At 71.5% G+C, this 14,762-nt stretch carries 13 protein-coding genes; 7 read left to right on the forward strand and 6 right to left on the reverse strand.

Features of this window, described 5'->3' with window-relative positions; translation table 11 throughout:
* Window positions 1-41 precede the first annotated feature (41 nt).
* Entirely contained in the window at window positions 42-803 is a 762-nt protein-coding gene (locus E1287_RS18760; protein WP_131966259.1) for an SDR family oxidoreductase, read from the reverse strand.
* A 247-nt stretch (window positions 804-1,050) separates the two neighbouring features.
* On the opposite strand from E1287_RS18760, the gene E1287_RS18765 reads away from it, so the two are divergent.
* Together E1287_RS18765 and E1287_RS18770 are read left to right on the forward strand one after the other, a co-directional pair.
* Window positions 1,051-2,688, forward strand: coding sequence for a class I adenylate-forming enzyme family protein (locus tag E1287_RS18765; protein ID WP_243719176.1), 1,638 nt, complete (start codon window positions 1,051-1,053; stop codon window positions 2,686-2,688).
* 117 nt (window positions 2,689-2,805) lie between these two features.
* A complete protein-coding gene (locus E1287_RS18770) occupies window positions 2,806-3,549 on the forward strand; it encodes a hypothetical protein (RefSeq protein WP_131966261.1) in 744 nt (247 codons plus the stop codon).
* Between the two features lie 23 nt (window positions 3,550-3,572).
* Here E1287_RS18770 and E1287_RS18775 read toward each other — a convergent pair whose 3' ends face one another.
* The 3 genes from E1287_RS18775 to E1287_RS18785 form a co-directional block, all read right to left on the reverse strand.
* On the reverse strand, window positions 3,573-4,394 hold the full coding sequence (locus E1287_RS18775) for a thioesterase family protein (RefSeq protein ID WP_165969083.1): 822 nt from the start codon (window positions 4,392-4,394) through the stop codon (window positions 3,573-3,575).
* A 56-nt stretch (window positions 4,395-4,450) separates the two neighbouring features.
* Window positions 4,451-5,248, reverse strand: coding sequence for an NAD(P)H-binding protein (locus E1287_RS18780; protein WP_131966262.1), 798 nt, complete (start codon window positions 5,246-5,248; stop codon window positions 4,451-4,453).
* A gap of 110 nt (window positions 5,249-5,358) precedes the next feature.
* Entirely contained in the window at window positions 5,359-6,198 is an 840-nt protein-coding gene (locus tag E1287_RS18785) for an alpha/beta fold hydrolase (RefSeq protein WP_131966263.1), read from the reverse strand.
* 95 nt (window positions 6,199-6,293) lie between these two features.
* Here E1287_RS18785 and E1287_RS18790 point away from each other — a divergent pair, with 95 nt between their 5' ends.
* Window positions 6,294-7,085, forward strand: a complete 792-nt coding sequence (locus tag E1287_RS18790) for an SAM-dependent methyltransferase (protein ID WP_131966264.1) — start codon at window positions 6,294-6,296, stop codon at window positions 7,083-7,085.
* Between the two features lie 70 nt (window positions 7,086-7,155).
* Entirely contained in the window at window positions 7,156-7,899 is a 744-nt protein-coding gene (locus E1287_RS18795; RefSeq protein ID WP_131966265.1) for a hypothetical protein, read from the forward strand.
* 14 nt (window positions 7,900-7,913) lie between these two features.
* Here the strand turns inward: E1287_RS18795 and E1287_RS18800 are convergent, their stop codons facing one another.
* Complete coding sequence (locus tag E1287_RS18800; protein WP_131966266.1) at window positions 7,914-8,945, reverse strand: serine hydrolase domain-containing protein; 1,032 nt, start codon at window positions 8,943-8,945, stop codon at window positions 7,914-7,916.
* A 231-nt stretch (window positions 8,946-9,176) separates the two neighbouring features.
* On the opposite strand from E1287_RS18800, the gene E1287_RS18805 reads away from it, so the two are divergent.
* From E1287_RS18805 to E1287_RS45710, 3 genes are all read left to right on the forward strand, one after another.
* Entirely contained in the window at window positions 9,177-9,683 is a 507-nt protein-coding gene (locus E1287_RS18805; RefSeq protein ID WP_131966267.1) for a GNAT family N-acetyltransferase, read from the forward strand.
* A 123-nt stretch (window positions 9,684-9,806) separates the two neighbouring features.
* The gene (locus tag E1287_RS18810) at window positions 9,807-11,006 is read left to right on the forward strand and encodes an MFS transporter (RefSeq protein ID WP_131966268.1); all 1,200 of its coding nucleotides are present in this window, start codon (window positions 9,807-9,809) and stop codon (window positions 11,004-11,006) included.
* Between the two features lie 44 nt (window positions 11,007-11,050).
* Entirely contained in the window at window positions 11,051-12,364 is a 1,314-nt protein-coding gene (locus E1287_RS45710; RefSeq protein ID WP_131966269.1) for an alpha/beta fold hydrolase, read from the forward strand.
* Between the two features lie 41 nt (window positions 12,365-12,405).
* Here E1287_RS45710 and E1287_RS43820 read toward each other — a convergent pair.
* Window positions 12,406-14,762, reverse strand: a 2,357-nt coding sequence (locus E1287_RS43820; protein ID WP_165969084.1) for a hypothetical protein, incomplete at its 5' end; no start/stop codon positions are given.

Below are 14,762 nucleotides of genomic sequence, written 5' to 3' on the forward strand. Positions count from 1 at the left end.
GGGGAACCCCTGCGCCGGGGAAGGCGGATGGGCCGGGTCGGTCAGCCGAAATTGGCCTGGCCGCCGTCGAGAGGCACCGTCGCCCCGGTGAGATAGCGCATGGCGGGCTGGACGATCGCCACGACGGCCCGGCCGATGTCCTCCTCGCAGTCGCCGACATAGCCGAGCGGAATCGTCTTCCGGAACTCCTCGGCCGCCTCGGGGTTCTGCTCCGCCCACCACTTCAGCCCTGGTGAGAGGGCGTGCGGGGCGATGTTGTTGGCGCGGATCCCGTCCGGTCCCCATTCGGCGGCGGCCGTCCGGGTCAGCGACCGCAGCGCCTGCTTCGCCGCCGCGTAGGCGCCGTAGGTGGCCGGGTCCCAGCGGACCATCGCGGACGTGACCAGGTTGACGATGCTGCCGCCGCCGCGCGCCTTCATGTGCGGGTGGCACGCCTTCATGAACGCGAACGCGGCGAACGGGCCGGTGATGAAGCCCTTTTGGAATTTGGCGTCGCTCATCGACAGCAGCGGGCCGTAGGCGCCCGAATAGGCGTTGTTGACGAGGATGTCGATGGCGCCGAACGATTCCGCGACCGCGTCGACGACACCGGGAATGGCGTCGGTGTCGGCGACATCGCAGACGAACGCGTCCGCTTTCGCGGACCTCGCGCGGGCTTGCTCGCATGTCGCGTCGAGCGTGGCCCTCGTCCGGCCGAGTGCCGCGATCGCCGCGCCCTCCGACGCCAGCGCGAGCGCGATGCCCTGCCCGACGCCCTGGCCGGCACCGGTCACGATCGCGACCTTGCCGCTGAGGCTTCCCATGGCTTCTCCTACTCAGTCCTGCTTGCGCGCCCAGCCCTCGGTCCGACGGTTCGCGCCTGTCGGTCCGGGTCTGCTCAGTCCTGGTGGGGTCATCGTGATGTGACCCGGCCCACGCCATAGCCCCAGTCCCGCTCACCGGGAACGGGTTCGGGAAAAGCCGCCGACGGCCGTCCCGCTGAGCGGAAAGCCCTGGTGAAGCCCGGACGCGGAGGCCGACAATGAGCCGTCGGCGAGGAGGAGGATGCGGGTGTCCAGTCCTATGGAGATCGTCCGGGAGCTGACCGGGCCCGGCGGCGAGTTCGAGCTTCGGGACGAGGACGTGCTCGGCGCGCGGCTGCCGGTCTTCGCGAACCGGGCCCGCGGTCTCGGCGAGGTCCTCGCCCGCTCGTCCGCCTACGGCGACCGCGACTACATCGTCACCGCGTCACGGCGGCTGACGTTCGCCGAGCACGCGGCGGCCGTCGCGTCGATGGCGAAGGCGCTGCGGGACGACCTGGGCGTCCGCCCCGGCGACCGCATCGCGATCAACGCGGCCAACAGCCCCGAGTGGATCATCTCGTTCTGGGCGGCGATCGCGGCGGGCGGCGTCGCGGTCGGCTACAACGCCTGGTGGGCGCCGCGGGAGGTGGAGCACGCCCTCGGCCACACCGAGCCGAAGCTGGTCATCGCGGACGCGAAGCGCGCGGCGCTGACGCCTCCCGGGAACTCGGTCGCCGCCGTCCTGACGGTCGAGGAGGACGTGCCGTCCCTGACCTCCCGCTATCCCGGCGCGGACCTGGACGTCCCGCCCGTCGCGGAGGACGACCCGGCGGTCATCCTGTACACGAGCGGCACGTCGGGACGTCCGAAGGGAGCCGTCCACTCGCACCGCAACCTGACCTCGGTGATCGAGTACCACCGGTTCAACGACGCGATGATGCGGGCGTTCGGCGACCCGGTCGACCCGTCGTCCCGCCGCTACCTGCTGGCGCTGCCGCTGTTCCACATCGCGTGCCTGCACAACCTGGCCGTCCCGCGCCTCGCCACCGGCACCGCCGTGATCATGCACGAGGGCGGTTTCGACGTGGACAAGGTGCTGAGCCTGATCGAGCGGGAGCGGGTGACGAACTGGGGCGCCGTCCCGACGATGGCGCACCGCCTGGTCGAGCACGGCGACCTGTCCCGGTACGACGTGTCGTCCCTGACGGCGTTCGCCCTGGCCACGGCGCCGTCCTCGCCCGCGTTCAAGGAGCGGCTGCGCGCGGTGTTCCCCCCGGCGAAGAACGCGCTGGTCGACAGCTACGGGCTCACCGAGTCGTGCACCGGCATTTCCGTCGCGACGCCCGCCGATCTCGCCGAGTCGCCCGGGACGCTGGGCCGCCCGACCCTCGGCGTCCAGCTGGAGATCCGCGACCCGGACGACAAGCCGGTCCCGGTGGGCGTCGAGGGCGAGGTGTGCACGCGCAGCGCCTACAACATGGTCGGGTACTGGCGCGACCCGGACGCGACCGCGCGGGCCATCGACGCTGACCGCTGGCTGCACACGGGCGACATCGGGATGCTCGACGAGCAGGGCAGGCTCCGGCTCACCACCCGCCGCTCCGACCTGATCATCCGCGGCGGCGAGAACGTCTACCCGGCCGAGATCGAGAACGTCCTGGCCGAGCATCCGGGGGTGCGGGAGTGCATCGTCGTCGGCGTCGCGCACCCGGACCTCGGGCAGGAGGTCGCGGCGGTCGTCGTGGTCGCGGACGCTCCGCCGGCACCGGAGGAACTGGCGGCCTACGCCCGCGAGCGGCTCGCGTACTTCAAGGTCCCGTCCCGCTGGCACATCACGACCGATCCGCTTCCCCGGAACGCGACGGGGAAGGTCCTGCGCAGGCAGATCGAATCCAGCCTTCCCTGAGCGGACGCCTACTCAATCGGCAATTGAGTAGGCGCGCGGATGCCGCGAGCCTCTGATCGAGCGACCGTGGTGGTCTCCAGCACGTTCCGCGACGTTCGCCATTTCAGGAGCCTGGACGTGTCCAAGAACCTTCTGTCGCTCGCCATTCTGGTCGCCGTCGTCTCGGCGGTCGTCCTGCTCTTCGTCAAGGACATCTCGCTGTCGGTGGCGCTTTCCGTGGGGGCGGGTGCGCTGTGCCTGGCGTGGCTCGTCCTGCTGCTGACCGTCCCGTGGAACGTGTATTTCCAGGCTGTCGGCCTTCTTGAGGAGATCCGCGTCAGCAAAGAACGGGGATTGGACGTTCCCGCCGGCAGCGGCGACGAGGCCCGCCGGATCGCCGCGCGGATGAAGGCGGCGGCGGTCGGGGCGCACGTCCTTTCCGCCGCTCTCGTCGCCGCCGTCACCTATTTCTCCGGCGCCGACATCGGCTACTACTTCGCCGCGTTCTACCTGGTCAGCACGTCGTTCCGGCCTGCCGGCGCATGGTTCGCCCATCTGCGCCGGCGGCTCAGCACGATGCTGAAGGAAGTGCGCTACCCGCGCGACGACGTCCTCGGCCTCACCGAACGGGTCGAGTTCCTGGAAGCCCAGGCGGAGAATCTGCGGGCCACGACCGAGCAGCTCCATTCGGCGGACCTCGCGGCGGAACGGAGCATCGCGGACCTTTCCGTCACCACCGCGCAGCGCGCCGGTGAACTGGACCGGCGGCTGGACGCGATAGGCCGCCAATTCGAGGACACCGTGACGCGGCTCACCGACAACCAGGAGGTCATCGCCGGGATCAAGGCGTTCCTGCGGATGCTCCGCACGGAGACCGCCTGAGCCTTTCTTGACCGCCGAGGGGTTCAGCGCGGAGTCGTCCGGTCCGGGCGGCAGATCAGCTGCCCGGACGCCGAGGCGAGCAGTTCCCGCTCGTCCGACCAGATCCGGTTGCGGAAGCCGATGAGCCCGTTCTCCGCCACCTCCGCGGTGCCCTCCCCGAACAGCCATTCCGACTCCGGCGCGGGACGGTGGAACTGCACGTTCAGGTCGAGGTTCGGGGCGATGAATCCGCTGTCCGGCGGGTGCGCGTGCCACACCGCGCTCCAGGCGATCGTGTCCAGGATGACGAGCTGGCGCGCCATGTCATCGGTGGTGTGCCCGGGAAATCGGTACCACGCTCCGTAATACGGCTCCCCGAGCGGACGGCTTCCCACATCGTCATGCCAGACAAGGGGCTTGCCCTCGATGCTGTTCCACATCGGCGGCATCGGAGGATCCGGATCGGGGATCAGCTCGGCGAACGAGCGGAGTTCTTCCGGCGCGGGCACGTCCGGCATCGCCGCGGCGTCGTGGCGCAATCCGTCCAGGTGGTCGGAGGCGAGCCAGATCAGGGCGTCCGCGACGGCCGTCCCGTCCTGCCGCATGGAGCACCGCACCGACTCGGCTCGTTTCGACCGGCGCAGAGTCGTCACTTCCACGTCGACGGGCGCGAACCGTCCCACCGACAGGAAATGGCAGGACAGCGACGCCACCCGCGGAAGCGATCCGTGCGCCAGCGCCGCCCGCGCGAGAATGGCGGCCACGTAACCGCCGACCGGGCCCCACGCAGACCAATCGGGCACCAGCTCGGCCTCGTAGCGCCCGTTCCCGCCCGTCACCGCCGCGTCGACCGCAAGATCCCTCACACGGGCACTGTAAAACGCGTCAACGACAGTCCTCGACCGGATTTCCGGGCACCACTTCAGGCGGAGCCAGGCGCAACACGACCATTCGCCTTCTGCTCCCCCGCCTGCCCGACCCGCTCGGCCAGGAACGCCTCCCAGGTCCGGGAGCCCAGGGTGGCGCCTTCGAGAGTCAAGTTGTCGCCGTCGCGGTAGGCGCGGCCCGACTTTCCCGGGATCCGGAACGGCAGCATGGGACGGCGCTTCCCGCGCGCCCGCAGGTATCCGCGGGTCAGCTCGCTCAGCTCGTACACCTCGGGCCCGGCCAGGTCGGGGACCAGCCCGGCGGGCTCGCCGAGCGCCAGCTCCGCGACGTCGCGGGGGTCGACCGGCTGGAGCCGCAGCCCGCGCGGGGCCGGGACCACCGGCGACTTCGCCATCATCCGCACCAGCTTCAGGACCAGGTCGTGGAACTGGGCGGCGCGCAGCGTCGTCCACGGCACGCCCGAGTCGATGACGGCTCGCTCCGCGTCAAGCTGCATCTTGAGGAACCGCTGCGGCATGCGGTCCGCCCCGATGACGGAGATCAGCACCAGATGCCGCACACCGGCCCGCGCCGCCGCCTGCGCCAGGTTGCGCGTCGCCACGTCGTCGCCCTTGTAGCCGCCCGCGAGATGCAGGACGGTCTCGATGCCGTCCAGCGCGGCCTCGACGCCTTCGTCCTTGAGCACGTCGCCGACCACGTACTCGACGCCGTCCTGCGGCTCGCGGGCGCGGCGGCTGAGCACCCGCACCTCACGCCCCGCGTCCCGCAGCAGCGGCACGACCTGCCGCCCAAGCGTGCCCGTCCCACCAGTAACCAGAATCGGTGTTCCCATGTCTCCTCCACTCCCTCGAACCAACACCAACAAAGACGGTCGGGCTGCCAAAGGATGTGACATCAACGCGATCTTGAAGGGCCCGCGACCCGCGGTAGGCGGATGCGGGGCTATCCGGCGTGGGTGCGGAGCCAGGTCAGGGTTGATGGGGCGGAGTTGAGGATGGAGATGTGTCCGTCGTCAGCGGAGAGGCGCAGGTCGGCGCTGGAGCAGTGCCGGGCGAGCCATCGGGCATGGGAGGCGGGCACGATCCGGTCCTGCTCGCCATGGAGGACGAGGAGCGGCGCGGTGATCCTGGACGGGGCGAATCCCCACGGCGCGACATATGCGAGGTCGTCGTCGACCAGCCCTCCGGTGCCGTTCTCTACTGCCGGGCCGACCACGTCCTCGAACCATGACCATTCATCCGCGAGCGCGGCGTGATCGGCCGGGGTGAACATGTCCGGGTCGTGTTCGGCGCTGGCCTCGTAGTCCTCTTTCGCTGCGCGTCCTGTGACGGCAGCGCGCAGCGACGCCTCGCTGGACGCGCCCATTCCGGCGAACCAGTCGAGCCCTTCGGCGTCGAACGGAGCCAGGGCGGCGACGCTGACCACCGCGAGGACGCGGTCGGACAGCAGCGCACCGCAGGCCAGGGCGTGCGGCCCGCCTCCGGAGTGCCCCATCACCGCGAACCGGTCGATGCCGAGCGCGTCGGCGACGGCGGAGACGTCGGTGGCGGACGACGCCACGTCCCGTCCCGGAAGCGGGCTGGAACCGCCATATCCGGGACGGTCATGAGACACCCAGCGGATCGCCTGTCGCGCGGCGGCCGGGAAGAGAGGGCGGGGCGGCGCACCGATGTTCGGCGTCCCGTGGTGCCAGAAGACGGGCAGCCGGCCTGCGCCGCCTGTGTCGTAGACGTGCAGGGTGCGACCGCCGTCCACCTTCAGATCGAACTCGGCGACCTCCATGCCGAGACCGTACCGATAGGCCGCGGGCCTGGTGACGGGGGCGCTCCGCCTGACAGCATCGGTCGCGACCGCCCCGGGGATCAGGGAGAGCCGCCGTGAGCACACATCCCGAGATCGACACGACCGTTCCGCATTCGGCGCGGGTCTGGAACTACCTGCTGGGAGGCAAGGACAACTATCCCGTCGACCAGATGGCCGGCGACAGGGTCTGCGAGATCTTCCCCGGCATGGTCGACCTCACGCGCCATTCCCGGTACATGCTGGCGCGGGTCGTCCGGTACCTGGCCGATGAGGCGGGCATCCGGCAATTCCTGGACATCGGCACCGGGCTGCCCACCGTGGACAACACCCATGAGGTGGCGCAGCGGATCGCGCCTGAATCCCGGGTCGTGTACGTCGACAACGACCCGCTGGTTCTGGTGCATGCCCAGGCGCTGCTCAGGAGCACGCGTGAAGGGGCGACGGATTACATTCAGGCGGACGTCCGCGAGCCGGAGGCCATCCTGGCGCAGGCGTCCAAGACCCTCGATTTCAGCCGGCCCGTGGGGCTGATGCTCATGGGCATTCTCGGCCTGGTCGGCGACTACGACGAGGCGCGGTCGATCGTCGACCGGCTGATGGCGGCGCTGCCTTCGGGCAGTCATCTCGCCGTCTACGACGGCACGGACACCGACCCGGCGTATCTGGAGGCCATCGGCCGGTACAACGCGAGCAGCGGCGCGGTGCCTTACGCGCCGCGCAGCGTCGAGCAGATCGCCCGCTATCTCGACGGCCTGGAGGTGCTGGAGCCGGGCGTCGTCCTGGTGTCGCGGTGGCGGCCCGAGCCGAGCCCTTGGGAGGAACCACCGGCTGTGCCCGGCGCGGGCGGCGTCGCCCGCAAGCCCTGACCCCCGGTCCCGGGCCTTCGCGCACCGAACTGTAGAATTTGGTTCGATTTTCGGCGAGGGGACGGCTGGGATGCGCGAGATCGCGGCGGCGGTGGCGGAGCCGATCGGGCGGCTGGGCGGGGCGTTCATGCGCTCGCGGGAGGCGAAGGCCTTCTCGGCGGAGACCGGACTCACCGGCTGGACGCCGTATTTCCGGGGTCGTTGCGGTGTCCTGGGGGACGTTGACGCTGACGTCGTCGCGGCTGCGGCCGGTTTCTTCCCGGTCGAGACCGTGCGGAAAGCGTGGGGAGCGGGCGCCGGTCTTCCTACGGCGACGGCCGCCACCCGGTACGCGGCCGTGGCGCAGGATTTCGGCCGCCGCAAGCTGGCCGACTTCGCGGAATCGGCGCGGCTCGCCGACCTGCTCCAGCGCGTCGTGGACGGCGGGCCCGTGGTCGCCGCGCCGCTCTTCGCCGGCTGGCGGGCGATGCCGCTGCCCGAGGACGACCGGGCCAGGGTGATCCAGCTCGCGCACGTCGTCCGGGAACTGCGCGGCGGGCTGCATATCGTCGCGGTCCTGGTGAGCGGGTTGAGCCCGCTGGAGGCGGTGCTGAGCGGTCACTCGGCGATCCTTGTCGACGGCGAGCCGAACGCCGAGTACTTCGGCTGGCCGCGTCCGTATCCCGAGGTGACGGACGAAATACAGCGCCTCCGCGACGACGCCGAACGGCTCACCGACGACCTGATGGCCCCCGCTTTCGCGGCTCTCGGCACGGCGGAGGCCGACGAGTTCGTCGCTCTTCTCCAGAAGGCGGAACGAGCCGTCTTCGGCTGACATGCGGGCTCGGGTCAGTCGCGGGCGCGTTTCTCGATTCCCAGGGTCAGTTCCGTGTTCTGTTCCTCAAGGTTCCATTTCCCGGCGCGGTAGGCGTGGTTGGTGATCCAGAACACCATCACGCGGTGGTCGGTGAAGCGGGCGAATTCCCCGAACGACCAGTCGTTGCCGCCGTCGTGTTCGAGCACACGCCGGCCGTCGCCGGTGCGGACGACACCCCAGCCGTATCCGTAGTAGAACTTGTCGCCGTTTCGCACTCCGACGAGGACGTGCGGTTTGAACATCTTGCGTTTGGCGCGTCCGGAAAGGATCCGGTCGCCTTCCAGCGCGCGATGCCAGCGGAACATGTCGCGGGGCGTGGACAGCAGGCCGCCGTTGCCGCGCAGATACCAGTAGGGTCCGTCGGCGGCCCACGGGTGCTCGTACGGCCGCCCCTGCGGCGTGCCGCGCTCGTCGTACTCCACCGCGACCTGGTCGCGTTCCCATCGGGGCAGGACGTAGCCGGTCCGCGCCATTCCCGACGGCGCGAACAGATGCTCGCGCAGGTAGCGTTCGTAGCCGACGCCCGAGACCTTCTCGACGATCGCCGCCAGGACGCTGTATCCCACGTTGGAGTAGTGGAACTCGGCGCCTGGAGCCGACTGCAGTTTGGATTTCAGCGCGGCTCTGAGCATGCCGTCGCGCGAGACCGGTTCGTAGTCGTCCCCGCCGATTTCTTCGTCGTCCAATCCTGCGGTGTGCGTGAGGAGGTGGTGCAGGGTGATCTCGCGCTTGTCCGCGGGTATCGGGCCTAGGAATTTGCTGAGGCGGTCGGTTACCTGCAGCTTGCCCGCCATTTCCAGCTTCATGATGGCGGCGGCGGTGAACTGCTTGGTGATGGACATGACGTCGTAGACGGTGTCGCAGCGCGCCGGGATCTTCCTCTCCCGGTCGGCGAAGCCGAAGCCGCCGCAGTGCACCAGCCGTCCGTTATGAGCGGCGACGACCGTCCCGCCCGGCCCCTTCGGCAGAGCCCCTGCCAGAAAACTCTGGATGGACGGATCCATGCGCTCACGCACATCCTGATCCGCCCCTTGCAGGCCGATACCGGCGGCGCCTCCGCCGCCGCACGCGCTAACGACGCCCATCGCGGCCAGCGTGATCGCGACCATTCCCAACCCCGGAGAGCAGCGGGTCATTTTCATGCCTCCGCACGCTACGGAGATGACCGCGCGGCGTCGTCCCTCGGCCGGATGAGAAAGCGCGTCCCTCTTGCCGGGGACGGCACACTGTGAATCATGATGGTGCTGGAGACGGAACGGCTCGTCCTGCGGCCTCTGACAGGCGAGGACTTCGACGACTACGCGGAAATGCTGGCCGACCCGGACGTGGCCTCGGGCCTCGCGGAGAGCGTGGGCACCGGCCGGGCGGACGCCTGGCGCAGCCTCGCCACGTTCATCGGCCATCGGGAGATCCGCGGCTACTCCCACTGGGCCGTGGTCGAAAAGGCGACGGGAAGCTTCGTCGGACGTGCCGGGCCCTGGCAACCGCACGGCTTCCCCGGCCTCGGGGTGGGCTGGTGCCTCTCCCGCCTCCATTGGGGGAAGGGGTACGCGTCCGAGGCCGGTCGCGCGGCCCTGGCGTTCTGCTTCAACGAGCTGGCGGCCGAGAAGGTCATCTCGCTGATCCTGCCCGGCAACGCCCGCTCCATCGCCGTGGCCGAACGCATCGGCCACCGCTACCTGTACGACACCGAATACCGGGGCCAGACCGTCCACGTCTACGGCCAGCAGCGCCCCACGTAGCCCCGCGACCGTCCCACCGCGGTTCAGGGGACTCGGTGGTGGATCCGTGGTGGGCACGGATGTGGGTCAGTGGTCCCGGACGCGACGCTTCTCAGCAGTTGGACACCTGCTGAGGAGGACCCGATGACCACCACCACGACGGCGCGGAGCACGACGGACGGGGCGGCGCGGCCGCGGTTGATGAGCCGGGCGTTCGCGCTGGTGCTCGTGGCCGCTGTGGGCTCGTCCACTAGCTTCTACCTGCTGTTCTCCGCGCTCCCCCGGTACGCGGACGCGACCGGGGCTGGCGGGGTGGGCGCCGGGCTGACCACGGGCGCGATGATGCTCGCGACCGTGGCCGCCGAGCTGGCCGTCCCGCGGCTGACGGCCCGGTTCGGGTACCGGAAGGTGTTCGGCGCCGGGCTGGCGCTCCTCGGGATCCCGGCGCTGGCGCTGGCGGCCTCGGGCGGCATGGCGATGATCCTGACGGCCTGCCTGGTGCGGGGCGCCGGGTTCGCGGTGGCGGTGGTACTGGGCGGGGCGCTGGTGGCCTCGACCGTCCCGGCGGAGCGGCGCGGCGAGGGGCTGGGCGTGTACGGGATCGCCTGCGGCGTCCCGGCCATGCTCGCGCTTCCGGCGGGCCTGTGGCTGGGTGACCTGGTCGGCTACGAGGCGGTGTTCGTGCTGGCCGGCGTGTCCGCGCTGGCCGGGCTCGCGGCGGTGAGGGATCTGCCGGGACGGCGCCCCGAGCCCGAGGAGCCGCTCGGCCTCGTCGCCGCCGCGCGGAGGCGTGAGCTGCTCGTCCCGTCGCTGTTCTTCGCCGCCACGACCGTGGCGACGGGGATCACCGCCACCTTCCTGCCGCTGGCCGGCGGCGCGGTGTCCGCCTGGGCGCTGCTGGCGCACAACCTCGCGGCCACCTGCACCCGCTGGTGGGCGGGACGCAACGGCGACCGCTACGGGGCGTCGCGGCAGCTCGTCCCGGGGCTGGTGATCTCGGCGAGCGGCATCGCGCTGCTGATGCTGGTGTCCAGCCCGGCCGCGGTACTGGCCGGGATGGTGCTGTTCGGCGTCGGGTTCGGTCTCACCGGCAACGCCAGCATGGCCGTGATGCTCGACCGCGTCCCGTCCTCCTCCTACGGGACGGTCAGCGCCCTGTGGAACGTCGCCTACGACGTGGGCATCGGCGTCGGCGCCACCGGATTCGGGTTCGCCGCCGTCCACACCGGATACCCGGCGGCCTTCGGCCTGACGGCCGCCCTGATGCTGCTGCCCCTTCTCGTCGGCACGGGCGGCGCACGCCGGCGGGCGCGCGCCGAGAGCGACCAGCTCTGCACCGCCTGACCTCCTCCCTCCCCCCGAAAGATCAACTGAGAAAGGGAACGACCATGAGGAAGATCATCGTCTCCGAGTTCATCACCCTGGACGGCGTCATCGAGAAGCCCGGCGAGCTGGGCTGGGCCTTCCGGTTCGACCGCGGCGACGAGGGCGACGCCGTCAAGGCCGAGGAGGTCCGCACCGCGGGCGCCCTGCTCCTGGGACGGACGACCTACGACGGCTTCGCACAGGCCTGGCCCCAGCAGACCGGCGAGTTCGCCGACAAGATGAACGAAATGCCCAAGTACGTCGTGTCCAGCACGCTGGAGAACCCCGAATGGGACAACACGACCGTCATCACACTGGACGACGTCGCCGAGCTGAAGCGGCAGCCGGGCGAGGACATCCTGGTCAACGGGAGCGGCCGGCTCGTCCAGGCGCTGGCCGCGCGCGACCTCGTGGACGAGTACCGGCTGATGGTCTACCCGATCGTCCTGGGCGGCGGGCAGCGGCTGTTCGCGGAGAGCGCGGAGGAGGCGGCGCTGCGGCTGGCCGAGGCGAGGCCGGTCGGCGATGACGGGATCGTCCTGCTCACCTACCGGCCGCGGCACCGCACGGCGACCTCGGCGGACGGGACGTCCATCGCCTATGACCGCGTCGGCGCAGGGCCCGCGGTCATCCTCGTTCAGGGCGCGTTCTCCAGCCGCAACGACCCGATCATGACCGGGATCGCGGAGGCGCTGGCCTCGGAGTACACGGTCTACAACTACGACCGGCGGGGGCGCGGCGACAGCGGCGACACCGCGCCCTACGCCGTCCAGCGGGAGATCGAGGACCTGACCGCGCTGATCGACGCGGCGGGCGGGACGGCGATGGTGTTCGGGGGTTCGTCGGGCGGCGCGCTGGCGCTGGAGGCCGCGGCGGCCGGTGCCCCGATCACGAAGCTGGCCGTCTTCGAGCCCCCGTACGTGACCGCGCCTGACCGCTCGCTGCCGTCCGCCGAGGAACTCGCCGCGCTCGCCGAGCAGGGACGGCGCGGGGACGCGGTCGAGCTGTTCCTCACCAAGGGCGCCGAGATGCCGCCGGAGGCGGTGGAGGGAATGAAGGCCCAGCCATTCTGGGCTCACATCGAAAGCGTCGCGCACACCCTCGCGTATGAGGCGGCCGTTGTGGGCGCGGGGCCCGTCCCGGAGCGGCTGTCGGCGGTCTCCGTCCCGACACTGGTGCTGGCGGGTTCGGCCAGCTCCGACCGGATGCGGGACGCGGCGCAGGCGGTGACAGAACAGCTCTCCGGCGCACAGCTCGAATGGCTGGAAGGTCAAGCGCACGGCCAGGTCGACTCCGCCTCCATCGGGACGGCGGTCGGCGAATTCTTCTCCGCCTGACGACTCCCCTGCGAATAGCGCACCTCTCAATTCGAGGTGCGCTATTCGCATTTCGTCAGCGCCGCCAGCTCAGCGCGGCCCTCGTCCGCCCGCTCGGGAAGGAGCAGCAGCGTGGACGCTCGCTCGAAACGGGCGCCGATGCGCTCCCACCCCTCGACGGCGGCGGCCAGTTCGCCCGGATCGTCGTGCAGGCGTCCTCTGGCGCGGGTCAGGCAGGCGGCACCCCACGCGTTCTCGGCGGCGGCGTCCTCGGCGGCGGCGATCCGTGCCGCCGCGTCCGGAAGGCCCGCCACGACGGCGAGCTCAGCGCCGGCCGCGTGGGAGTACCCGGCGTACATCGGGTTCGTCGCGTCCGAGAAGAGCCCGGCGACCAGCTCCGCCGCCGAGTCGGACCGCCCGGTGTGGACGGCGATCAGCGCGTCGACGAATCCGGCCAGCGTCGGAAGGTCGAACACCTGCCCGGTCGGCGTGCCGGGCGTGCGGGCCCGCCACTCCAGGTACCGTCCGCGATCACCGCGCAGGCCGTGGACGAGCGCGGGACCGACCGCGACCGGGAGCATGAACCCGCTCTCCAGCCGTCCCGTCCGCACCCAGCTCTCCCACGCCTCGTCGGCGTGCCGCAGCGCCTCGTCGAACTCGCCGCTCAGCGCCAGCGGCAGGATGATCGTGTTGGACGACAGGTAGTACTGGTCTTCGAGCAGGTCGTCCGCCAGCGCCCGCCGCGCGACGGCGAGCGCCGCGGGCAGGTCCCCGGCGGCGGTCGCGCAGTTCACCGCCACGTGCACGATGTCGACGATCTCGACCGCGCTGGCCGGGTCGTCGCGGGGCAGGGCGTCCAGCAGGTCCAGCCGGGACATGCCGATCCGGTGCGCGTCCCGCAGGCGGCCCTCGCGCAGCGCGGCGCAGACCGTCGCGTCGAGGCCCGCGCTGAGCAGCACCGGGTCACCGGCCGCACGCGCCGCCGCCACGGCCTCCTCCGCCCGGACGGGATCGGTGCTGTACGGCTCTGCCGAGGCCGTCCAGGCGCGGGCGGCGGCGAGCCACCCCGCGACGACCGGATCATCGGGATCACCGGCGTCCTCCGCGCGCTCCAGCAGCCGCCGCAGCTCCTCGTGCGGGATCAGGCCCCAGCCGGGATTGCGCGCCGTCGTGACGACCGCCGTCGCGAGGAGGACGGCCTCCGCGTCGCCGTCCGCGGCGTCCCGTGCCTGGTCGGCCGCCGAGCGCAGCAGTTCGAGATGCCGGTGCCCGCCGGTCGGGAGGACGTGCGTGCAGTCGGCCGCGCTCTTGAGGTCCCTGGACGCCTCCCCGGGCGACCCCGCCCGCTCGGACGCCTCCAGGAAATGGCCGTACGCCTCGCGCGCGAACCGTCGCGTGTAGGCGAGGCGTCCCAGCGACCGGGCGAGCCCGTGCGCCACGTCACCGGCGTCCGCGGGGGCAGCGGCGAGCGCCGCGCGCAGATCGTCCGCGACGACGTCGAACTCCCGGTCGTCGGCGACCAGCCCGGCCGCGACCTTGGCGGCCCACGCCAGATGCAGATCCCGCAAGGCGGCCTCCTCACCGCCCAGCGCGAGCTGCTCACCGGCGAACGCCCGGACGGTCTCCAGCAGCCGCCAGCGCCCCTGCCCCGCCCTGACGACCAGGCTCTTGTCGACAAGACGGCCCAGCACATCGGCCGCCGCGCCCGCCGTCGTCCCCGGGGTCACGGCGAGGACCGCGTCCAGGTCGAACCCGCCCGCGAACACCGCCAGCCGCCGGAACAGGCGGCGCTCCTCCTCGTCCAGAAGATCGTGGCTCCACGCCAGGACGGCGCGGAGCGAGCGATGCCGTTCGTCCGCCCCGCGCCCACCCGCGAGGAGGCGAAGCCGATCGTCCAGCGCCGCCAGCACACCGGACGCGCCCAACGCCGCGCTGCGAGCGGCCGCCAGCTCGATCGCCAACGGCATGCCGTCCAGCCGCGCGCAGATCTCCGCCACCGCGCCGGGCTCCGCCGCGAACTCGGGGTCGGCGGCCAGGGCCCGGTCGGCGAACAGCGCCTCCGCGTGCGACGACAGCGGCAGCGGCCCCACCCGCACGACCCGCTCCCCCGGGACGCCGAGCCGCTCCCGGCTGGTGGCCAGGATCCGGGCGCCGGGACATGCCGCCAGGGTCCGGTCGGCGAACCCGGCGACCGCGTCCAGCAGGTGCTCGCAGTTGTCGAGGACGATCAGCGTCCGGCTCCGCCCCAGCCGCTCGGCGATCACCGCGTGCAGCTCGGTCTGCGGCCGCTCGGTCACGCCCAGCGCGGCCGCCACGGCATGCTCGACGAACCCGTCCCGCACCGGAACCAGGTCGACGAACACGCCACCCAGCCGGGACGCGGCCGCCGCCACCCCGACCAGCCGCGACTTGCCCACCC

Origin of the sequence: Actinomadura sp. KC06 (assembly GCF_004348735.1) — a bacterium.
Lineage (GTDB): Bacteria > Actinomycetota > Actinomycetes > Streptosporangiales > Streptosporangiaceae > Spirillospora.